At 44.8% G+C, this 21,033-nt stretch carries 19 protein-coding genes; 14 read left to right on the top strand and 5 right to left on the bottom strand.

Annotated features, from left to right (window positions below; all coding sequences use genetic code 11):
* Positions 1–3,120: an efflux RND transporter permease subunit gene (locus U0R10_RS09460; protein WP_377983726.1), complete on the top strand. Its 3,120-nt coding sequence runs from the start codon at positions 1–3 to the stop codon at positions 3,118–3,120.
* Entirely contained in the window at positions 3,110–4,531 is a 1,422-nt protein-coding gene (locus U0R10_RS09455; RefSeq protein ID WP_377983725.1) for a TolC family protein, read from the top strand. The genes U0R10_RS09460 and U0R10_RS09455 overlap by 11 nt, the downstream gene beginning before the upstream one ends.
* Here the strand turns inward: U0R10_RS09455 and purN are convergent.
* Positions 4,514–5,086 (bottom strand): phosphoribosylglycinamide formyltransferase, encoded by a 573-nt coding sequence (gene purN, locus U0R10_RS09450; protein WP_377983724.1) that lies wholly within the window; start codon positions 5,084–5,086, stop codon positions 4,514–4,516. The genes U0R10_RS09455 and purN overlap by 18 nt on opposite strands.
* 89 nt (positions 5,087–5,175) lie before the next feature.
* Between purN and bshA the strand changes: the two genes are divergently transcribed.
* Positions 5,176–6,339: an N-acetyl-alpha-D-glucosaminyl L-malate synthase BshA gene (gene bshA / locus U0R10_RS09445; RefSeq protein WP_377983723.1), complete on the top strand. Its 1,164-nt coding sequence runs from the start codon at positions 5,176–5,178 to the stop codon at positions 6,337–6,339.
* Here bshA and folK read toward each other — a convergent pair.
* Positions 6,323–6,808 carry a 2-amino-4-hydroxy-6-hydroxymethyldihydropteridine diphosphokinase gene (gene folK / locus U0R10_RS09440; RefSeq protein ID WP_377983722.1) on the bottom strand — a complete coding sequence of 162 codons (486 nt, stop codon included), beginning with the start codon at positions 6,806–6,808 and terminating at the stop codon, positions 6,323–6,325. The genes bshA and folK overlap by 17 nt on opposite strands.
* A gap of 38 nt (positions 6,809–6,846) precedes the next feature.
* Here folK and U0R10_RS09435 point away from each other — a divergent pair, with 38 nt between their 5' ends.
* Positions 6,847–7,416, top strand: coding sequence for a YqgE/AlgH family protein (locus U0R10_RS09435; protein WP_377983721.1), 570 nt, complete (start codon positions 6,847–6,849; stop codon positions 7,414–7,416).
* A gap of 44 nt (positions 7,417–7,460) precedes the next feature.
* Here U0R10_RS09435 and recG read toward each other — a convergent pair whose 3' ends face one another.
* Positions 7,461–9,560, bottom strand: a complete 2,100-nt coding sequence (recG, locus tag U0R10_RS09430) for an ATP-dependent DNA helicase RecG (protein ID WP_377983720.1) — start codon at positions 9,558–9,560, stop codon at positions 7,461–7,463.
* 94 nt (positions 9,561–9,654) lie between these two features.
* On the opposite strand from recG, the gene U0R10_RS09425 reads away from it, so the two are divergent.
* From U0R10_RS09425 to nhaD, 8 genes are all read left to right on the top strand, one after another.
* Positions 9,655–10,362 carry a T9SS type B sorting domain-containing protein gene (locus U0R10_RS09425; protein WP_377983719.1) on the top strand — a complete coding sequence of 236 codons (708 nt, stop codon included), beginning with the start codon at positions 9,655–9,657 and terminating at the stop codon, positions 10,360–10,362.
* Between the two features lies 1 nt (position 10,363).
* Positions 10,364–10,876, top strand: a complete 513-nt coding sequence (locus tag U0R10_RS09420) for an NADH-quinone oxidoreductase subunit B (RefSeq protein WP_377983718.1) — start codon at positions 10,364–10,366, stop codon at positions 10,874–10,876.
* Positions 10,863–11,336, top strand: a complete 474-nt coding sequence (locus tag U0R10_RS09415; RefSeq protein WP_377983717.1) for an NADH-quinone oxidoreductase subunit C — start codon at positions 10,863–10,865, stop codon at positions 11,334–11,336. Before U0R10_RS09420 ends, U0R10_RS09415 begins: the two co-directional genes overlap by 14 nt.
* A 1-nt stretch (position 11,337) precedes the next feature.
* Entirely contained in the window at positions 11,338–12,213 is an 876-nt protein-coding gene (locus U0R10_RS09410; protein ID WP_377983716.1) for a glycosyltransferase family protein, read from the top strand.
* Positions 12,214–13,251: a glycosyltransferase family 4 protein gene (locus U0R10_RS09405; RefSeq protein WP_377983715.1), complete on the top strand. Its 1,038-nt coding sequence runs from the start codon at positions 12,214–12,216 to the stop codon at positions 13,249–13,251.
* Positions 13,252–13,296: 45 nt separating this feature from the next.
* A complete protein-coding gene (locus tag U0R10_RS09400) occupies positions 13,297–15,126 on the top strand; it encodes an ABC transporter ATP-binding protein (RefSeq protein ID WP_377983714.1) in 1,830 nt (609 codons plus the stop codon).
* A gap of 88 nt (positions 15,127–15,214) precedes the next feature.
* Positions 15,215–16,417: a pyridoxal phosphate-dependent aminotransferase gene (locus tag U0R10_RS09395; RefSeq protein WP_377983713.1), complete on the top strand. Its 1,203-nt coding sequence runs from the start codon at positions 15,215–15,217 to the stop codon at positions 16,415–16,417.
* 69 nt (positions 16,418–16,486) lie between these two features.
* Positions 16,487–17,746: a sodium:proton antiporter NhaD gene (nhaD, locus tag U0R10_RS09390; RefSeq protein ID WP_377983712.1), complete on the top strand. Its 1,260-nt coding sequence runs from the start codon at positions 16,487–16,489 to the stop codon at positions 17,744–17,746.
* Here nhaD and U0R10_RS09385 read toward each other — a convergent pair.
* Both U0R10_RS09385 and U0R10_RS09380 read right to left on the bottom strand, forming a co-directional pair.
* A complete protein-coding gene (locus U0R10_RS09385; RefSeq protein WP_377983711.1) occupies positions 17,743–18,429 on the bottom strand; it encodes a phosphatase PAP2 family protein in 687 nt (228 codons plus the stop codon). The genes nhaD and U0R10_RS09385 overlap by 4 nt on opposite strands.
* Positions 18,419–19,630, bottom strand: a complete 1,212-nt coding sequence (locus U0R10_RS09380) for a peroxiredoxin family protein (protein ID WP_377983710.1) — start codon at positions 19,628–19,630, stop codon at positions 18,419–18,421. The genes U0R10_RS09385 and U0R10_RS09380 overlap by 11 nt, the downstream gene beginning before the upstream one ends.
* Positions 19,631–19,740: 110 nt before the next feature.
* Between U0R10_RS09380 and rsmH the strand changes: the two genes are divergently transcribed.
* Both rsmH and U0R10_RS09370 read left to right on the top strand, forming a co-directional pair.
* The gene (gene rsmH / locus U0R10_RS09375; RefSeq protein ID WP_377983709.1) at positions 19,741–20,655 is read left to right on the top strand and encodes a 16S rRNA (cytosine(1402)-N(4))-methyltransferase RsmH; all 915 of its coding nucleotides are present in this window, start codon (positions 19,741–19,743) and stop codon (positions 20,653–20,655) included.
* 1 nt (position 20,656) lies between these two features.
* Entirely contained in the window at positions 20,657–21,031 is a 375-nt protein-coding gene (locus tag U0R10_RS09370) for an FtsL-like putative cell division protein (RefSeq protein WP_377983708.1), read from the top strand.
* Positions 21,032–21,033: the final 2 nt, after the last annotated feature.

Raw genomic sequence — 21,033 nt, 5'->3', positions numbered from 1 at the left:
ATGGTCCAACAATTCATAACCCGACCGGTATTATCGATCGTTGTATCGATATTTATCGTGATTTTAGGGGTGATTGCCATGAAGCAATTGCCCATTACGCAGTTTCCGGATATTGTTCCGCCTGCGGTAACGGTGACCACGAAGTATACGGGAGCAAATGCGGAAGTATGTGCGAAAGCCGTGGTGACGCCACTCGAACGCGCCATCAACGGGGTGGCTGGGATGACGTACATGACTTCTGTTTCAGGTAACGACGGAACGAGTATTATTCAAGTCTATTTTCAGGTTGGTACTGACCCGGACGTGGCCGCGGTAAACGTGCAAACACGTGTGCAAACCGTTCTGGACGAATTACCTGAAGAGGTTATTAAGGCCGGAGTAATCACCGAGAAAGAGGTGAATAGTATGTTGCTGTATGTGAACTTATTGAGTGAGGATACTGATATCGATGAGAAGTTCATTTTTAACTTCGCCGATATTAACGTACTTCCCGAGCTGAAGCGTATTAATGGAGTTGGTTTTGCGGATATCATGGGCCAAAGAGAATATGCGATGCGTATTTGGTTACACCCCGATCGTCTATTCGCCTATAAGCTATCAGCCGAAGATGTCATTCAGGCTTTGCGTAATCAAAACGTGGAGGCAGCTCCAGGAAAAATAGGCGAAAGCTCCGGCAAGCATCCGCAAGCCTTGCAGTATGTGATGCGTTACACCGGGAAGTTTACCCAGGTGGCTCAGTATGAGAATTTGGTTATTAAGGCAACAGAGACAGGTCAAATTTTGCGTTTGAAGGATTTGGCAGATGTCGAATTTGGGTCATTGGATTACGATGTACTTTCGAAAGAAAATGGCCGACCGTCCGCTGCGATATTATTAAAGCAACGACCAGGTTCGAACGCAGCAGAGGTCATTGAGAATGTGAAGAAACGCTTGGCAGAATTGAAGACGACGACCTTCCCTCCAGGCATGGGTTTTACCATTTCATATGACGTGTCTCGTTTCTTAGATGCCTCGATTCAAGAGGTAATCAAAACGTTACTTGAGGCCTTTTTATTGGTAGCCCTCGTGGTATTTATCTTCCTGCAAGATTGGCGCGCGACGCTCGTGCCCATCATTGCGGTGCCGGTTTCCTTGGTAGGTACGTTTACGTTTATGTTGGCCTTCGGGTTCTCCATTAACTTATTGACTTTATTCTCACTCGTATTAGCCATCGGTATTGTGGTGGATAACGCGATTGTCGTCGTGGAGGCCGTCCATGCCAAAATGGAGGAAAAAGACATGCCTGTTCTCGCCGCCACGCAAGAGGCAATGCACGAGATTTCTGGAGCCATTTTAGCGATTACCTTAGTCATGGGAGCGGTGTTTGTTCCGGTTGCCTTTCTTTCTGGGCCGATTGGGGTATTCTTCCGACAGTTCTCGGTAACGATGGCGATTTCGATTGCTTTATCGGGCTTAACGGCTTTGACTTTAACTCCCGCACTTTGTGTGTTATTGTTGAAAAAGCCAGAGCATAACCAGAAGAACTTACTCGGTAAATTCTTCCATGCCTTCAATCACCGCTATGATCAAATCGCTCAAAAGTATTTGGTTTGGGTAGGTGTGCTGATCAGTAAGCGTATTTTGATGTGGTTGATTTTGCTCGGATCGGTGGTGGGAACGGCTGTTCTATCGGGTATCGTTCCGAGTGGATTTATTCCTTCAGAAGATCAGGGAACCTTGTATGTGAATGCGACGACTCCGGCTGGAGCGACGTTAGAGCGTACCGAAAGTGTGATGGATCAGGTCTACAAATCGATTAAAGGAGTGGATGCGATTGAGTCCTTTTCTACTTTGGCTGGATTTAGTTTGTTGACCGATGGTTCTGGAGCTTCTTACGGTACAGGTATCATTACCTTGAAACCTTGGGAAGAGCGAAAAGAGACCGTAGATGAATTAACGGAAATCATTCGTTCGAAGACGAATGGAATCAAGGATGCCAGTATTCAGTTTTTCCCTCCGCCGGCTGTTCCAGGTTTTGGAAACGCCTCTGGTTTTGAATTTAGAATTCAGGATCGAAGTGGTTCGGGGGATTTGCAGAAGTTAGCTGGCGTAGCAGATGAATTTGCTAAGAAACTCAATGAGGCGCCTGAGATTCAGAATACCTTCTCGAGTTTTGACCCATCCTTTCCACAGTACATGTTAGAAGTAGACCAAGAAGCTGCAGCGCAGAAAGGCGTAAATGTGCTTCCGGCTATGGATAATCTGCAGACGTTATTGGGTAGTTTCTATGCAACTAACTTCATCCGCTTTGGCCAAATGTACAAAGTGATGGTCCAAGTGGATCCACGTTACCGCGCGCATCCAGATGATGTGCTGAAGTTTTATGCCAAAAATAAGGACGGCGAAATGGTGCCTTATTCCTCTTTCGTCAAAATGAAACGCGTGTACGGACCGGAGCAATTTACCCGGTACAATATGTTTACCTCAGCGATGGTGAATGGCGAACCGGCACCTGGATTTTCTTCTGGAGCGGTATTAGATATCATCCGAGCGCAGGCGCTAAAGAGTCTACCGCGGGGGTATACGTTGGAATGGTCGGGCATGACGCGGGAGGAAGATTTGGCAGGAAATCAGGCCATTTTCATTTTCGCGATCTGTTTGTTATTCGTATATCTCTTGCTTGCCGCACAATATGAATCCTTCTTATTGCCATTCCCAGTACTGCTTTTCTTGCCGATGGGCGCGATGGGAACCTACGCGTTCTTGTATCTATTTGGCTTGCAAAACAACATTTATGCACAAGTAGCGCTCGTGATGTTGATTGGTTTATTAGGAAAGAATGCTATTCTAATCGTTGAGTTCGCCATTGCGAAACAGAAGGAAGGGGCATCGATTATCGAAGCGGCGAAAGAGGGAGCTTTCTCTCGTTTGCGTCCTATTTTGATGACTTCTTTTGCGTTTGTGGCCGGATTAATTCCGTTGATGATTGCCTCGGGTGCAGGTGCGATTGGTAATCGGACGATTGGAACGGCATCCGCTGGTGGAATGATTTTAGGAACGGTAGGTGGTTTGTTAGTAATTCCGGGGTTATACGTGGTGTTCGCATCACTCTCGGCTAAATGGTCAAAAAATGAGAAATAGATTTTGGATTATAGTGCTTGGCCTAGGAATCGTTTCCTGCCAATCAAACTTGAGCGTTCAGAATCGGGTGAATGCAGATTTAGAAACATACCGACAGCCGAATGAGCAAGCCTCCGTTTCAGATGTGCAAGCATGCTGGAAGCGAGATAGTTTATTAGTCCAGCTGATCGATTCCGTGCTGGTTCGCAGCAATGATATCAAGATTGGGTTCCTGGAAATGGCAGCATCTCGAGCAGATTTTGTGTATCAGCGCGGGTTGCGTATGCCTACTGTCGGGGGAGTTGTCCAACCAAGCTTACGTCGTTTTGGTAAGTATACGATGGATGGCGTAGGTAATTTTGATACCAAATTTTCGACCAATATCACGCGAGAACAAATTATCCCAGAGCATTTGCCTGATTTATTGATCGGCGTGCAGTCTAGTTGGGAATGGGATATTTGGGGAAAACTGGCCAAACGAAAAAAGGCCAGTGCGCTAAGGTATTTGGCAACGGAATCTGGGCAGCAGTGGTTAATTACCTCGCTTGTAGCTGAAGTAGCAAGCGCGTATGGTCAGCTGATTGCATTGGATAAAGAGATGGATATTTTGAAAGCCAACATAGACATTCAGCGGAAGGCTTTTGAACTGGTCAAGGTGCAAAAAGAGGCGGGCGTTGTGAATGAGTCGGCAGTGCAACAGCTCGAAGCGCAGTTGCTAAATTCCCGCGCACAGGAGGGTGATGTGTTGCAGCAAATTACGGTGCTGGAGAATCAGGTGCGGTATTATCTGAATAAACCGGGAGCTGTCATCAAGCGTTCGCCATTCCCTTTTCAATGTTCGTTGGATAGCACTTTGTTTGCGCATGTTCAGATCGATCAGCTGGAAAGACGGCCGGATATCCGACAAGCCAAATTGAATTTGTTGGCCGCTTTTGAGTCCAAGGAAAGTGCCAAATTAGCCTTGAAACCATCCGTAGTTTTATCCGGGATTTTAGGTGTGCAAGGTTTTCAGCCGGCTTATTTGTTTCAATTGCCAGCTTCGATGGCGTATCAATTATTGGGAGGTATTACCACGCCATGGTTGAATCGTTCGGCTATTTCCGCAGATATTTTGCGTACGGATGCGCAATGGAAAGTTCAGGATTTGGCCTATCAAAATGCGTTGATTCAAGGGTATTTGGAATGGGATACCCAAGTAAAATCGCTGGGCTATTTGCAGCGCCAAAGTCAGTTAAAGGAACGGGAGGTATTACTCACAAAAGGTGCAATAAACACCGTGGGGACACTATTTTTAACCGCAAATGCGAGTTATTTGGAGGTGTTAACTGCCCAGCAAAATGCCCTACGGTCTGAATTGGACTTACTAGAATACTCACGTAAACGCTGGACGCATGCCATCCAATTGTATCGGGTGCTAGGTGGTGGCTGGTAATACCAGCGATTCGATCACTTTGGGGAAGTCCCGGTGTTCAAGCACTTGACCTTTTTTTGCTACATCTTCCGGAGTATCACTCGGTAAAACCGGGAAAGAGCTCTGGAAGATGATGGCACCCTCATCGTAATGTTCAGTTACATAATGAATGGTAATGCCTGATTCTTGTTCGCCAGCAGCCACAACAGCTTCATGGACAAAATGGCCATACATGCCTTTCCCGCCAAATTTTGGTAGTAGTGCCGGATGTAAATTGATAATTTTTTGTGGGTATGCCTGAACAAATTCAGAAGGGATAAGCCACAGAAAACCTGCTAAAATAACCCAATCGGTATGTAATGATTGGATTTTTCGCAAGACCGTGCCGTTTTTGTATGCTTCGCGGGTAAATAAACTACAGGGAATGTGAAGACGTTCCGCGCGCTGGAAGACACCCGCCTCTGGATTATTGCAAAAAATATGAGTGATTTTTACCTCTGTTGATCCGCTGAAATGTTCGATGATCTTTTCGGCGTTCGAGCCGGAACCGGAGGCAAAAATGACAATATTCTTCACGGGAGCTAAATTTATTTGCGCAAATTTAAGGCATATTCAGGAACCTTTCGGGATTTGTCTTAGTTTTGTTTCCGTTTGATACTTCACATATGAAAATAGGGATCATTTGTTATCCGACCTACGGGGGAAGTGGCGTTGTGGCAACCGAGCTTGGAAAGGCACTCGCATCCGTAGGGCATGAGGTGCATTTTATTACCTATACCCAGCCACCCAGATTGGATTTTTTCAGTGAAAATATCTTCTACCACGAAGTTTCCGTAGCATCCTATCCTTTGTTTGAATACCTGCCGTACGAGTCAGCTTTGGCTTCCAAAATGGTGGATGTTACCGTAAATGAGCAGTTGGATTTAATCCATGTGCATTACGCAATTCCGCATGCATCGGCAGCGTATTTAGCGAAACAGATCTTGAAATATAAGGGTATTCATGTGCCTGTGATTACAACCTTGCACGGTACTGATATTACATTGGTAGGCCGTGATCCATCTTTTGAACCGGTGGTTACTTTCTCCATAAATGAGTCGGATGGCGTGACCGCGGTGTCGGAAAGTTTGCGAAATGACACCTATTCTTCCTTTGAAATTCTGAGTAATATCGAGGTGATTCCCAATTTTATTGACTTAAATCGGTTTCAGAAACAGCCAAAAGAACACTTTAAATTAGCTATTTGTCCTAATGGGGAGAAGCTTTTGATGCACACCTCTAACTTCCGGAAGGTGAAACGCATCGAAGATATTATTCGTGTTTTTGCCAAAGTCCAAAAACAAGTTCCCGCCAAATTATTGCTTGTTGGCGACGGTCCCGAGCGCTCCGGTATGGAAGCGCTATGTCGTGATTTAGGGGTGTCTGCTGATGTGCGTTTTTTAGGCAAATTGGATACGATTGAGGAGGCGCTTTCGCTGGCGGATTTATTCTTTTTGACGTCAGAGAAAGAGAGTTTCGGTCTTGCAGCCTTGGAGGCGATGGCTTGTGAGGTGCCTGTTATATCATCCAATGCGGGTGGTATTACAGAAGTGAACATTCATGGGGAGACTGGTTTTGTTAGTGAAATCGGTGACGTGGACGACATGGTCGCGAATACGATTAAGATCTTAACGGATGAAGGGTTACATCTGCAGATGAAGGCCAATGCGCTGGCACGTGCGAAGGAATTTTCATTAGAAAAAATATTGCCGATGTATGAGCGCTACTATGAAAAAATAGTTGGCCAAAGCTGGAAATTCCCAACTCAAAAGTTTACTGATGCTGAATAAGCGTTACGGTGCTGGTGTCTGTGGTGTTTGCCAACAATCCCTTTGCTGTTTCATTTAGCGCTGGATGTAGCACATCGGGGGCAATCTCAACCAGTGGAATTAAAATAAATTTACGGTCTTGGATGCGGGGATGCGGAAGTGTTAATTGCGTAGTATTTAATTGAGCTTCGCCCACTAATAAGAGGTCCAAATCGATGTTTCTTGGTCCCCATTTTACCTCACGTACCCGGCCAAAAACCTGTTCAATGGCTAATAATTGCGACAGAATCGTCTCTGGGTCAAGTGTTGTTTCTACTTCAATCACCTGATTTAGGAAGTCGGCCTGATCCGTCAACCCCCATGCGGCAGTTTGGTACAAGCTCGATTTTTGCAGAATGCGCCCAATTTTTTTTTCAATCAAGGGGTACGTCTGTTCAAAAATTTCCCGTGTATTTCCTAGATTGCCACCCAAAGAGAGGAATGCGGTCATGCTGCTGAATTTATTTGCCAACAAACTTACACATTTTTATGCCGAAGGATTATACGTTTGAAGACTTAAAACCCGGGATTTTATTGTTGGCCGAACCATTTCTGGACGAGCCCGTTTTTCATCGTACCGTGATTTTGTTGTGTGAACATTCGTCTTCGCATTCGTTTGGCTTAGTGTTGAATCATCCGCAAGATGCGATTTTGGATTCGATTCGGGAGGAGAAGGTGATGGAGGAAATTCCGTTGTATACCGGCGGTCCGGTGGACCAAACGATTTTGCAGTTCATTCACCGCAGGCCGGATCTCATTACGGGTGGACAGGAGATTTCGCCTGGTTTGTTTTGGGCTGGGGATTTTGAACAAGCGATTGAGGCAATCATCAATCAGCAAATTGAATTTAAAGATATCAAGTTTTTTGTGGGCTATTCGGGGTGGTCGGCAGGCCAGCTCGAGCGCGAGGTGAAGTCGGATTCCTGGATGTTAGAACCGGCAACCTTGGATTATGTATTCGATGAAACGCCGGAATCTTTGTGGCGAAAGGTACTTTATCAGAAAGGTGGTAATTATCGTATTTTATCAACTTATCCGGACGATCCCACCCTCAATTAACCTACCTTTGGCAAACCTTGGAGGATTGCCAAAGGTAAGGGGGCTTAGCTGATTCGGGCCCAGTTCGTGGTTTCCTTTCGCTGATGCATTACTTGCTCCCGAATCATCAGGTGTTTGTCCAGCGCAAGGTGTGGGTCACTTTCTAAAATCGCCATTGCCGTTTCTCTGGCAACCTTTAAAATTTCCCCATCCGTCGCCAAATCCGCAATCATCAAATCTATCGCTCCACTTTGACGCGTTCCTGAAATATCTCCCGGCCCACGCAACTGCAAATCCACCTCTGCAATCTCAAATCCATTATTCGTGCGCACCATGGTTTCGATGCGTTTTTTAGTGTCCACCCCTAGCTTATATCCGGTCATCAAGATGCAATAACTTTGCTCAGCTCCTCGGCCAACACGCCCGCGCAACTGATGTAATTGTGATAATCCGAATCTCTCCGCACTCTCAATAATCATAATGGATGCATTGGGAACATTGACCCCCACCTCAATAACCGTTGTCGCCACCATGATTTTTGTCTCATGTTTGACAAAACGCGCCATCTCAATATCCTTATCAGCCGGCTTCATTTTCCCATGCAAGATCCCCAAAGGCACCTCCGGAAACGCCCGCGATATACTTTCATAACCATCCATCAAATCCTTGAAATCCATCTTTTCGGATTCCTCAATCAGCGGATAAACGATGTAGACTTGTCGGCCTTTATCCAACTCACTCTGAATAAACGCAAATACCTGCAAACGATGCGAATCAAAACGATGCGTCGTCTGAATGGGCTTGCGACCCACGGGCAATTCATCAATAATCGACACATCTAAATCACCATAAAGCGTCATGGCTAGAGTCCTTGGAATCGGAGTGGCGGTCATCACCAACACGTGTGGGTGAGTTACCTTATTCTTGTCCCAAAGTTTAGCCCGTTGAGCCACACCAAATCGATGTTGCTCGTCAATAATACACAGGCCTAAATTTTTAAATTGGACCACATCTTCGAAGATGGCATGGGTGCCCACTAATATATTCAACTCGCCAGATTCCAGTCCTTCATGTATCCCCACGCGATCTTTTTTCTTTACGGAACCTGTTAATTTGGCAATCGTAATACCTAATAAATCCGCAAATTTCTTTAGCCCTTGGTAATGTTGGTCCGCCAAAATCTCCGTTGGCGCCATAATACACGCCTGAGCACCATTGTCGATGGCGAGTAGCATGGAAATAAAGCCAACAATCGTTTTGCCTGAGCCCACGTCCCCTTGGAGCAATCGGTTCATTTGCTTGCCCGACCGCATGTCTTGAAAGATTTCGCGAATTACTTTCTTCTGCGCCTCCGTTAAATCAAAGGGCATGTGCTCTTGATAAAAGCTGGTAAGCAAAGCCGCAGAAGCAAAAACTTGACCAGGAAATGTTTCTTTGCGGACCAAATTCTGCTTGATCAACCGCAGTTGGTTGTAAAACAATTCTTCGAATTTCAGTCGTCTGCGCGCTTGACGAAGCCAGTTTTCCGATTGAGGTAAATGAATATGGTAAAGCGCCTCTTGCTTCGAAATCAGTTTGAATTGCTGAATGATGTCCGCCGGAAGTGTTTCGCGGATATAGGGAAATGCCGTGCTCAACAGGTTTTTCTGCAAGCCAGCAATCACTTTACTATCAATGTATTTTTTCCGGAGTTTCTCAGTTAAGGGATAAATGGGCTGGAAGTTTTTCTCAGCATGTTGTACACCTTTGTACACCTCCATCTCCGGATGGGTCATCTGTAATTGCCCATTGAAATTAGTTGGCTTACCATAAAACAGGTAATCTTGCCCAGAAACCAATGATTTTTCTAACCATTTAATTCCTTGAAACCAAACCAATTCGATACATCCGGAGGCGTCACAACATTCGGCAACGATCCGTTGCCGTGCGCCATTCCCGATTTTTTCTTTATACCGTATGCGCCCAATAAATTGCGCATGCTCCATTTGATCGCTGATTTCGGCAATCGAATGGACAATCGTCCGATCTTCGTAGCGAAAAGGAAAATATTGAATTAAGTCGGCATACGTAAACAACCCCAGCTCCGTTTGTAACATAGTTAGCCGTGCCGGCGTCATTCCGCGCAGGTTGGCTAAATCTGTTTCAAAAAAATGGGTCAAAGACATGGGGCAAAAATTTTGTGAATTTAGGTATATTTACAAAACCATTGATGCGAATTCGAAAATCGTTCGTGGCTATGTACCAATTTAATTGTATCTCATGCAAAAATTAATCTGGCTGTTCTGTTTGTCAATCCTTCCAGGTTTTGTTTTTGGGCAGAATTATATCGATTCCTGTTACGTTGTTACAGAACCCAAGTTGCTTGCATACGCTGATCAAGTAGAAAAGAAGGTACCCATAGTCGTTAATGGATCTGTAAGTTCTACTTCTACATGGATTTGGTCTGCTAGTCAAGGTCCTGATAATGTTAAGCCAAGCGAGTTTATTACACATAGTCCTACATCTTTTGCTGGTACTGTCGACATTGACAAAGTGATTGAAAAATACGGGAATGCCTTTTTTGATGAATATTTTTACATTCATCAGTATATTAAAAAGAGCGATGGCTCCTTCTTTAAATGCCCTCCCAAAGAAGTTCGTGTTAAGATTTTTGCTCGCGTAAAAACCTACGAGGCCATTACACCTAATGACGACGATCTTAATGACTATTTAGAAATTGAAAATTTAGACAAGTATCTTTTTGCCGAGGTCAAAATTTTTGACCGCTGGGGTCAGCTCATCATCGAACGTGTAGGCTTCGATTACTACGAAAAAATAGATAGATCTAAGGCCAATAAAGGGGGAAACATGAAAGCCTTCAACGGATATTTAAATGGTAAAACATTGCCAAGCGGCGTGTATATGTATTCCATCAAGCCCGACGAAGACTATCCAGAAATCATCGGTTCCGTGACCGTCATCCGCTAACATGAAAAGTTTTTTAGACCAACACATGCAATCCGAGGGCTTTGTTGTCAGCAAAGTCGAAGACCTATTGAACTGGGCTCGGGCTAGTTCGTTGTGGCCGATGAGCTTTGGTTTGGCATGTTGCGCGATTGAGATGATGCAGGCGTTTGCGTCCAACTATGATTTAGATCGCTTTGGAGTTTTTCCACGGCCTTCCCCGCGTCAGTCTGATGTGATGATTGTTGCCGGTACCGTTACATTCAAGATGGCAGATCGGATTCGCCGCTTGTACGAACAGATGCCTGAACCGCGATATGTGATTTCGATGGGCTCATGTGCCAACTGCGGAGGCCCGTATTGGGAACATGGCTATCATGTAGTGAAAGGCGTTGATCGCATTATCCCTGTGGATGTGTATGTGCCTGGCTGCCCGCCGCGCCCAGAAGCTCTACTAGGTGGTGTATTGAAATTGCAAGAAAAAATTAACCGGGAAACCCTCGTGGTTCCGCAACGAATCCTAGATGCAATTAGCTGAAATACCTGAGTTGATTCGCCAACAAACCCAAGCCGAATGCAGCTGGGATGAGAAAAACGCACAGATTACTGTTGGTGCAAATGATCTCGTGGCCATTTGTGATGTATTATGGCGTCATCCAGAAACCTATTTCGATTCATTGTCATGCCTAACGGCCATCGACCTGGGTCCTGAAGAAGGCCAAATCGAAGTGATTTATACACTCTATTCCATTCCCAAACATAAGACGATTCATTTGCGCGTATTGGCCAACCGCGATCAAGCTGAGATTCCATCGGTGAGTTCGATTTGGAAAACGGCCGACTGGCATGAGCGGGAAGCGTTTGATTTGGTGGGCGTGCAGTTTGTGAATCACCCGAATTTGATACGCATTTTATTGCCTGCCGACTGGGAAGGACATCCGCTACGGAAGGATTATGTGGAGCAGGAACGCTATCATGGCATTCAGGTAAAATATTAATATGAAAATCGCGGGCTTTACATTTATCCGGAATGCCGTTCAAAACGATTATCCGATCGTTGAAGCCATTACCTCGATTCTGCCCATTTGTGATGAATTTGTCGTGGCAGTTGGTAAATCAGACGATGCAACTTTGGCATTAATCCAATCAATTCCCTCCGATAAAATTCGAATCATTGAAACGGTTTGGGATGACCAACAACGGGAGGGAGGACGCACATTTGCGCTGGAAACCGACAAAGCTTATCAAGCCATTTCGCCTGACACGGATTGGGCATTTTACATTCAAGGAGATGAATGTGTGCACGAAAGGGATTTGCCGGCGATCCGACAAGCCATGGAAACGTATGCAACTGATTCCGCGGTGGAGGGTTTGCTTTTTCACTACAAACATTTTTACGGATCCTACAATTACGAAGCCGTTTCACGCCGCTGGTATAGACGCGAAATTCGAGTAGTCAAGTATGCCAAAGGCATTCATTCCTACAAAGATGCGCAAGGTTTTCGCTTGAATGGGCGTAAGATTCAGGTTAAATTAATTCCCGCAACCATCTATCATTACGGCTGGGTAAAACCACCGCAAGGGATGAGTAAAAAGGTGCGAAATTTTCAGCAATTCTACCATGATGATGCATGGCTAGATACCCACGTACCGGAGGATTTCACCTTCGATTTGGGTAATGCGGAGCGTCTGACGCACTTCGATGGGACGCATCCGGCTGTGGCGCAAAAACGGATTGATTCCATGCAATGGCCATTTCATTTTGACCCGGTGGCCTTGCGTCAACGGATGAGTTTACGTCGGAAAATGCTCCAGCAAATTGAAGATTGGACGGGCTGGCGGATCGGAGAATATTGTAACTATAAAATCATTTAGGTGAAGGTTCCTGTTTTTTTTGATGCCGAACGCTTGAAGTACCCGAACACGGGATTGTATCATTTTTGTCTTCAATTAGGTCAGGCAATTGCTAATCGCTTTCCGCTTACTTTTTTTACCTCAAGCCACGAACTGAGCCCTAGTATTCCCGTTTATTTTTGGCATAAATGGTGGCTTCGTCCTGCGAGCGGATCGTACATTTGGCATGCAACACATCAGGATACGGAATACATGCCTACGGGTTCAGGCGCCTCGGTCGTGTTGACCATCCAAGACTTAAATTATTTGCATGATAGTCGTAAATCGGAGGCAAAAAAACAGCGATTTAAGGCGCAATTGCAGGCTAAAATTAATCGGGCAGATTACCTCGTTTTCATTTCAGCATATACACAGCGCGATGTACAGGCGCATTTTGAGCTAGGGGATAGGCCGCAGCGAGTTATTCCGAATGGATGTAATTTGGCTGATGTTCCTGCTGATTTGCCTTACCCTTCACGCGCAGCGGGGCGGTCCTATTTATTTACCATTGGCACGATTGCGGAGAAAAAGAATTTTCATGTGCTGCCCAGTTTGTTAGTTGGTAACGATCGATTATTAATCATCGCTGGCATCACCCAACAAGCTCATTACTTGGAAAAAATCAAACAGGAAGCGCATGATTTGGGCGTTTCAGATCGGGTGATTTTTGCCGGACCTGTATCTGAACAAGATAAAATGGAGCTTTACCTGCATTGCGAAGCTTTTGTATTTCCCTCTTTAGCGGAAGGTTTTGGCTTGCCGGTGGTGGAGGCGATGCATCTCGGGAAACCGGTGTTTTTGTCGCAGTTTACCTCATTGCCGGAAGTAGGTGGGCCTGAGGCTTATTATTTTACCGATTTTGAGGGTGATTCCATGCGCGAAACACTCACGAACGGCTTGCAAGATTATCAGGTAAACGATAAAAAACAGGCGATTCAGGCATGGTCCAAACAATTTGATTGGTCGGTGGCCGCAGCCAGCTACATGGAAGTCTATGCCAAACTCGCCGAACGCATGTAAATGTGAAAATTGTCGTAATTTGCCTCAAATTTTGAAATTACTCCTTTGAAGACTTATTTACGTTTATTGTCTTATGCCAGTTCGATCCGAAAATATGTATTTCCATATTTCGGATTTTCGCTGTTAGGTAGTCTTTTCGGGATTTTGAATTTCACCTTATTGATTCCCTTGTTGAATGTTTTGTTCAACCAAGCATCAGCGAATCAAGCTGCTTTATATCGTACGCTCCCGGAATTCTCGGTCTCGCCGAGTTATTTTTCGTTTGTTTTCAATCATTATTTTTATGGGGCTTTAGAATCGTATGGTCGTTTGGGGGCCTTGCAATATGCCTGTGGCGCAATCATTACGTCCGTTTTATTGGCTAATGTCTTTCGGTATTTTTCGCAACGAATCTTAAAAACGGTGGAGGCGGATACGATCGCATCCTTGCGACAAGCGGTATTCGAACGTGCTATACGCATGGATTTGAGTTATTTCTCAGAACAAAAGAAAGGAAACTTAATGTCGCGGTTGACAACCGATGTGCAAGAGGTTGAAAATAGTATCGGTCGGGCATTTACGGCTACGTTCAAAGAGATTTTTACCTTGATTATGTTCTTTGTTTTCCTGGCAAGCATGTCGGTAAAATTGACTTTATTCTCTTTAATCATTTTGCCTTTATCTGGTGGAGTCATCGCGTTAATCACGCGTCGCTTGCGCCGTGCGGCCGGAGAAGTTCAACAGCATTTGAGTGGCATCATCAGTTTATTGGATGAGACTTTTGGGGCGATGCGCGTTGTTAAGGCGTTTCGTGCAGAACCGGTGATGGACGCTAAATTTCAAGAAACGAATTTGCGTTACCGTCATTCCTTATTGCGCATGGTGTTTCGTCAGGAATTAACTTCACCAGTTTCGGAGAGTTTGGGGGTTTTGGTGGTGACGGGGATTTTGATGTACGGGGGAATTTTAGTGATTTCTGGAGATGGTGAATTGAGTGCTTCTACGTTTATCGCGTTTATTGCTACGTTTTCGCAGGTTATGCGTCCGGCCAAAGTCATTGCGGATGCATTTTCAGGCATCCAACGAGGTGTGGCTTCTGCGGATCGTATCATTGAAATATTGGATACCGAGTCTGAGATTCAAGTGGAAGAGCCTGCCATTCCGGTGAAGGAATTTACCCAATCGATTCGTTTTGAATCCGTTGGTTTTGCGTACGTCCCTGGCCGTTCCGTGCTAACTGAAGTTTCATTTGAAATTCCGAAAGGCCAAACCATTGCGCTCGTTGGCGCTTCCGGTGGAGGGAAGTCGACACTTGCCGATTTACTTCCTCGTTTCTACGACGCTACTTCAGGTAAAATCACCGTAGACGACGTGCCTTTAAAACAAATCCCATTGGCCGATTTACGTGCGTTGATGGGTATTGTAACCCAGGAGTCCGTATTATTTAATGATTCGATTTTCAATAACATTGCATTTGGTACAGATGCGACGCTCGAGGAAGTACAAGCTGCTGCCCAAATTGCGAATGCCCATGAATTCATCGAGGCAAGCCCGGATGGATATGCCACGATGATTGGGGATCGAGGGTCTAAATTGTCGGGTGGACAACGACAACGAATCTCCATTGCTCGTGCGGTGTTACGCAATCCGCCGATTTTAATTTTGGATGAAGCGACGAGTGCATTGGACAATGAATCTGAAAAATTGGTGCAGGCGGCTTTAAGTAATTTGATGAAAAATCGAACGGTTTTAGTGATTGCCCATCGCTTGAGTACGATCCAACATGCCGATCAAATTTTGGTGGTGGATCAAGGACAAATCGTCGAGCGCGGTACGCATAAAGAGCTCATTGCCATTCCGGATGGTGCGTATGCGAAGCTAAGCCAACTGAAATAAATGCCCCATTTTTGCGTTTTTGATTAGCTTTTCAGCGAAGAAAAAGCTAATTTGCGCCCGTTTTTAACCCATATTGAAGTATACAGACATGTCAACATCATCATTAGCACAACGCATTCAAGCCTTAGAAGAATCATCTACATTAGGGATGACGAAAAAAGCGCGTGAATTAGCTGCTCTAGGTCATAAAGTAATTAGTTTATCCGTAGGTGAACCTGATTTCAAAACTCCTGCGCACATTTGTGAGGCTGCTAAAAAAGCAATTGATGATGGTTTTCACGGATATTCACCGGTTGCGGGTTATCCCGATTTACGCATGTCTATCGCGAATAAGTTAAAGCGTGATAACAATTTAGAGTGGGGTTCAGAAAATATTGTGGTTTCGACGGGAGCTAAGCACTCGTTGGCAAACGCAATCGCCGCCTTGATCAATCCAGGTGACGAAGTGATCATTTTTTCCCCTTATTGGGTTTCTTACTCTGAGATGGTGAAGTTGGCAGAAGGAACTTCCGTCATCGTTCAAGGAGCTTTTGATAATAACTTTAAAGTGACGCCTGCACAATTCGAAGCAGCCATTACACCAAAAACGAAAATGGTGATGTTCGCATCGCCGAATAACCCAACGGGTTCTGTTTACACGGAATCTGAATTGCGCGACATCGCCAATGTAGTTGCACGTCATGAAAATATTTATGTGCTGGCGGATGAGATTTACGAGTACATCAACTTCACCCAAGGTGGTCATTTCTCAATCGGGTCGATTCCAGAAATTAAAGAGCGTGTGATCACGGTTAATGGAGTTGCCAAAGGTCATGCGATGACGGGTTGGCGAATTGGTTTCATCGCAGCAGCCAAATGGATCGCGGATGGAATAGAAAAATTGCAAGGACAAGTAACTTCGGGTACGAATTCAATCGCACAAAAAGCAGCAGTTGCTGCATTCAATGGTACATTGGATCATGCCTATGAAATGAAAGCGGCGTATGATCGCCGTCGTAAATTGGTCGTAGGAAAATTGCGTGAGATTCCAGGATTTAAAGTAAACATGCCGGAAGGTGCGTTTTACGCTTTCCCAGATATCTCGTATTACTTTGGAAAGTCTGACGGAACTACCACAATAAATGATTCGGATGATTTCTGTACGTGGTTGTTGAATGAAGCGTATGTGGCTACCGTAGCTGGTTCTGGTTTTGGTGCTCCTGATTGTATGCGTATTTCAACTGCCGCGGCGGATGAGCAATTGGAAGAAGCATGTGCGCGTATTAAAACGGCCGTGGCTAAATTGAAGTAATTCATATTGAATAGAACATATTGAGAAGTCAGGGCTTTTGTCCCTGACTTTTCTTTTTATATTTACCGCATGGAACTAATTTCTGTCGTTATTTTTATCATTGGGTATCTTGCCATTGCGTTTGAACATCCCTTGAAAATTAACAAAACCGCTACTGCTTTAGTGACCGGTGTGCTCGTTTGGGTCGTCTATGCGCTAGTTAGAGGACCACATGAACTCGAGGTGTTAAGTCATCATTTAGGATCAACTTCTGAAATTTTATTTTTCTTGTTGGGCGCCATGACTTTGGTTGAATTGGTCGACGCGCATCATGGGTTTCATTTTGTCAGTCGTTTAATCAAAACGAATCAGCCGGCAAAATTAATGTGGATTACGGGTTTTATTGCCTTTTTTCTATCTGCCGTACTGGATAATTTAACAGCCTCCATCGTGATGGTGACTCTATTGCGTAAGTTAGTATCCGATAAATCTACCCGGATGTTTTTTGTGGGTGTCGTGGTTATCGCTGCGAATTCGGGTGGTGCTTGGTCCCCTATTGGAGATGTGACGACGACGATGCTGTGGATTGGAGGTCAAATCTCTGCATCAGGAATCATTAAAACCTTGTTTATCCCGTCGCTGATTTCACTCATTGTCCCGTTGGCAGTAGCTGCATTTTGGGTACGTGGACGGAAGCTTGGTTCGTTTCACCATCAGGTAGAGTTGACTCCAGAAGAAGAACGCCATGGTAAAATCATGTTGGCAGCCGGTATCACAAGCCTATTAGGCGTTCCCGTCTTTAAAACTGTGACGCATTTACCACCATATATGGGGATTTTATTGGCCTTAGGATTCGTATGGATATTGTCAGAATTTTTACATGCAGATAAAGATGATGCAGCCAAGAAACCATATACGGTAGGGCATGCCTTGACGAAAATTGATACTTCGAGTGTACTTTTTTTCTTAGGGATTTTGTTGGCAATTGGCGCTTTGGAATCATTCGGATATTTAACGCAGTTAGCCTCTGTATTGGAGCAAACCTTTGGTAATCAGTATGTTATTGTTGCATTGATTGGTGTTGCTTCTTCGATTGTGGATAATGTGCCGTTAGTGGCTGCTACGATGGGGATGTATTCGCTTGCCGACTTCCCTATGGATCATGCCATGTGGGAGTTTTTGGCTTATTGCGCGGGAACAGGTGGAAGTATTTTGATTATTGGATCTGCTGCGGGCGTTGCCGTCATGGGTATGGAGCAAATTGAGTTCGGTTGGTACGCGAAAAAAATTGGTGTATTAGCTTTGCTTGGATATGCCGCAGGTGCCTTAACCTACATTTTGTTACACTAAAAACGAACTTGAACACGCGCTGCATAAAAATTGGGCGTGACAATCGGATCCCATTCAAAAGCACTCTGATGGAGTGCTTTTTTTAATTTTGGATACACCCAATACGCTGCTTCAGCCGAGGCAATTCCCATCGCTGCACCCATCAGTACATCGGATGCCCAGTGTTGATTATTCGCCATGCGTAAAATTCCCGTAGTTGTCGCTAAAGCATATCCCGTAATTGCGATTGCAGGATGTTCGTCCCAATACTCTTTTGCCAAGTTGTGTGCACCAAAAAATGCTGTGGTGGTGTGTCCCGAAGGAAAACTGTAAGGCTCTCCGTTTGGCCTAGTTTCGTTAATGACATATTTCATCGACTTAACCGTCACATAGTATATGCCGGTTCCAAGTACAAACATCGCCAGCTGATCTTTCGGTTGGCTTTTTGTCTCCAGCCCTACTAAGTGAGATCCTATGTTGATGAGCGTAGGTGTATACTGTAAATAATTATCGGCGGGGGAATGGAAATCAATTAGATGCTTACTTCGAAATTCACTTTGGGCAGTACGTGAAAAATCGTTGTAGACCAATGCGCTCGTAGTGGCTAGGGCAGCTGCCGCTTTCCATGCGCGTTTCGATGTAGATTGACCAAGTGATAAGTGGCTACTCAATAAGAATAGGCAAACAAATAGCTTATTTTTCATTCAAAAGTGTTTGAATCGTCTTTTCAAATTCTTGGGTCCAATCGGTATAATAAACCCCAGTGCCTGGTCCGGAAAATCCGGTATGAATTTCACGTACGATTCCTTTTTTGTCGATGATGAATGTAGTCGGAAATCCATTGATTTTGTGCAACATCGGTAGTACCTGTGCAATGGTTTCATCTCCTGGCGTTCCAGCAAATACCACTTCGTAATCAATGCCAATCTTCTTTTTGAAATTCGCAATTTTAGGTCCTGAAACGGTGATATCTGGTGAATATTCGAAAGCCATGCCGATTACCTCGACGCCTTTGCTTTGATACTTACGGTAAAATGGTGCGAGAAAACGGGATTCGTCGATGCAATTTGGGCACCAAGAGCCCATTAATTCAATCACTACTACTTTGTTTTGGTAACGCGCGTCGCTTAAGCTGATCTCTCTGCCATCAGGTGTAGGCAGTTTGAAAGATACCCGATCAAAACCAGGTTTTAAATAAGTTAACTTCTTCAAATCTGGGAGACTTGCTTTGGCATCCTTTTGGGCAATCATATTGCGTTTGCCTGCCAATCCAGTATAAAATAATCCTTCAATTTTTGAATTAGTTACTTTGGTTTTAAATAGGTAAACACCGCTTCCATCAAAGTAGCTCAAGAAAAGGCTGTCGGCAATAACATTTCCCTGTAAAAAGCGGTAATCGCCTGTGGGCTTCAAAACACTTCCTGTTACTTGATTTCCTTTTTGGTTTAGGATTAATACCCCGGGGCTATGGCTAGCTTCATCTGCCCAGAAATCAGCACTGTATTTTCCTGTGACATTTACGTTTGCTGGCGCTTTGGCGATAAACCGCAGTGTCGATCCGGCACTTGCTTGAAAAGGGATGCTGAAGAGTGCTTTGCCGTTTCTTTTTTTGGTCCAAAACCCATTCATTTGATTCGGGCTACTGAGTGCGCAGCTTATCTCAGCATCATATAGGTCAAAGGGTATAATCAATGAGTCGCCGCGGAAAAATGATTCGCCTAAGTTGAATTTCTCTGCGCCATTTTGGAGGTTAATGTTGAACCGTTTTGCTTCGCTACCTTTTTGAATAATAAAATTGAAAGGTAATGCTCCGCCCATGTGGCTTAATTCGCCTCGCCACGGGCCTATTTTCGGATTTTGAGCGAGTGAAATTATGGGAAAAAGGAGTAGTAGAAGAAGACGCATGGGTGTATAATTTTCCAACAAATATAGGGTTAAATCTTGTGGACAAAAAAATAAGCGATCGAGCAGAAATTTGGTTGAACGCCGAGAGATAAATTTGTAATTTTGAATTCATGTCAGAACAAACCTATCATACCTCCGTCATGTTGCATGAATGCATCGAAGGACTCGCGATTCGTCCCGATGGTATTTATGTCGATGTCACCTTTGGAGGAGGTGGGCATTCCAAAGAAATTTTAGCCCATCTCGGGCCGAGCGGTCGGCTATTAGCCTTTGATCAAGATCCAGACGCCTGGAATCAAGCAGAGAAAATTGATGATGAGCGGTTGACCTTGATTACGGCCAACTTCCGATATCTGGAGAAGTATTTGCGATTGCATGGCGTGAAGCAAGTGGATGGGATTCTGGCCGATTTTGGCGTGTCATCTTACCAGTTGGACGCCGCATCGCGCGGATTTTCTACCCGCTTTGATGGACCATTAGACATGCGGATGGGTCCCTCAGCAGCAATGGATGCCAAAGATGTATTGAATGGGTATTCGGCCGAGCAATTGCAGCGGATCTTTGGGATGTATGGGGAGATAAAAAATGCACGTACGCTAGCGCAAGCAGTGATTCAAGCCCGGACGCAAAAGTCGCTGGAAACGACGTCGGATTTCAAAGAAATTCTTACTAAATTAGCCCCAAGAGGCAAGGAATTTAAATATTTCGCACAGGCTTTTCAGGCCGTACGAATCGAAGTAAATCAAGAATTGCAAGTGATTGAGGAGTTTTTAGCGCAAGCGCCATCGGTGCTTGCCGTGGATGGTCGCTTGTGTATTATGTCTTTTCATTCCTTAGAGGATCGATTGGTAAAAAATTATATCAAAACAGGCGACTGTTTTGGCAAAGAAGATAAAGATATGTTTGGGGTGGTGCATAAGCCGCTTGCGTCAGAAATTCGCAAGCCCATTACGGCCAGCCCAGAAGAATTAAAGGCAAATCCGCGTTCGCGCAGTGCCAAATTAAGAATCGCACGCAAATTGTAATATGGCTAGTTCTGTAGAAACTGAGGCAAAAGAAAAAACCACCGCTCCCCCGAAAGAGAGCCCGATGGAAATGCTTTTTAATATTGATTCTTTGACCGGTGGGCAAATGCCCATGGAGCTGGTCAAGCGCATCACATTTGTCGCTGGATTGATCTTAATTTACATTTACTACACGATGCTGGCAGAAGGTCGGATGCACCAAATCGTCACCACGAAACAAGAATTAGAAGAAATCAGGGCGGATTATACGACGCAAAAGGCCGACTACATGAAGGTTGGCAAGCAGAGTTACCTCGCCATCGCGATGCGAAGATACGGGCTTGAAGTTAGCCTAACCCCACCCATTAAAGTAGTTGCAGATCCCGTTAAAGAATAATT

Origin of the sequence: Aquirufa avitistagni (assembly GCF_042715545.1) — a bacterium.
Taxonomy (GTDB): Bacteria; Bacteroidota; Bacteroidia; order Cytophagales; family Spirosomataceae; genus Aquirufa; species Aquirufa avitistagni.
This window is presented reverse-complemented; position numbering and strand designations above follow the sequence as displayed.

Excerpts from the sequence above, each read along its gene's own strand:
- U0R10_RS09460 (WP_377983726.1), top strand. The coding sequence starts at position 1 with ATGGTCCAACAATTCATAACCCGACCGGTATTATCGATCGTTGTATCG.
- U0R10_RS09455 (WP_377983725.1), top strand. The coding sequence starts at position 3,110 with ATGAGAAATAGATTTTGGATTATAGTGCTTGGCCTAGGAATCGTTTCC.
- bshA (WP_377983723.1), top strand. The coding sequence starts at position 5,176 with ATGAAAATAGGGATCATTTGTTATCCGACCTACGGGGGAAGTGGCGTT.
- folK (WP_377983722.1), bottom strand. The coding sequence starts at position 6,808 with ATGACCGCATTCCTCTCTTTGGGTGGCAATCTAGGAAATACACGGGAA.
- U0R10_RS09435 (WP_377983721.1), top strand. The coding sequence starts at position 6,847 with ATGCCGAAGGATTATACGTTTGAAGACTTAAAACCCGGGATTTTATTG.
- recG (WP_377983720.1), bottom strand. The coding sequence starts at position 9,560 with ATGTCTTTGACCCATTTTTTTGAAACAGATTTAGCCAACCTGCGCGGA.
- U0R10_RS09425 (WP_377983719.1), top strand. The coding sequence starts at position 9,655 with ATGCAAAAATTAATCTGGCTGTTCTGTTTGTCAATCCTTCCAGGTTTT.
- U0R10_RS09420 (WP_377983718.1), top strand. The coding sequence starts at position 10,364 with ATGAAAAGTTTTTTAGACCAACACATGCAATCCGAGGGCTTTGTTGTC.
- U0R10_RS09415 (WP_377983717.1), top strand. The coding sequence starts at position 10,863 with ATGCAATTAGCTGAAATACCTGAGTTGATTCGCCAACAAACCCAAGCC.
- U0R10_RS09410 (WP_377983716.1), top strand. The coding sequence starts at position 11,338 with ATGAAAATCGCGGGCTTTACATTTATCCGGAATGCCGTTCAAAACGAT.
- U0R10_RS09395 (WP_377983713.1), top strand. The coding sequence starts at position 15,215 with ATGTCAACATCATCATTAGCACAACGCATTCAAGCCTTAGAAGAATCA.
- nhaD (WP_377983712.1), top strand. The coding sequence starts at position 16,487 with ATGGAACTAATTTCTGTCGTTATTTTTATCATTGGGTATCTTGCCATT.
- U0R10_RS09385 (WP_377983711.1), bottom strand. The coding sequence starts at position 18,429 with ATGAAAAATAAGCTATTTGTTTGCCTATTCTTATTGAGTAGCCACTTA.
- U0R10_RS09380 (WP_377983710.1), bottom strand. The coding sequence starts at position 19,630 with ATGCGTCTTCTTCTACTACTCCTTTTTCCCATAATTTCACTCGCTCAA.
- rsmH (WP_377983709.1), top strand. The coding sequence starts at position 19,741 with ATGTCAGAACAAACCTATCATACCTCCGTCATGTTGCATGAATGCATC.
- U0R10_RS09370 (WP_377983708.1), top strand. The coding sequence starts at position 20,657 with ATGGCTAGTTCTGTAGAAACTGAGGCAAAAGAAAAAACCACCGCTCCC.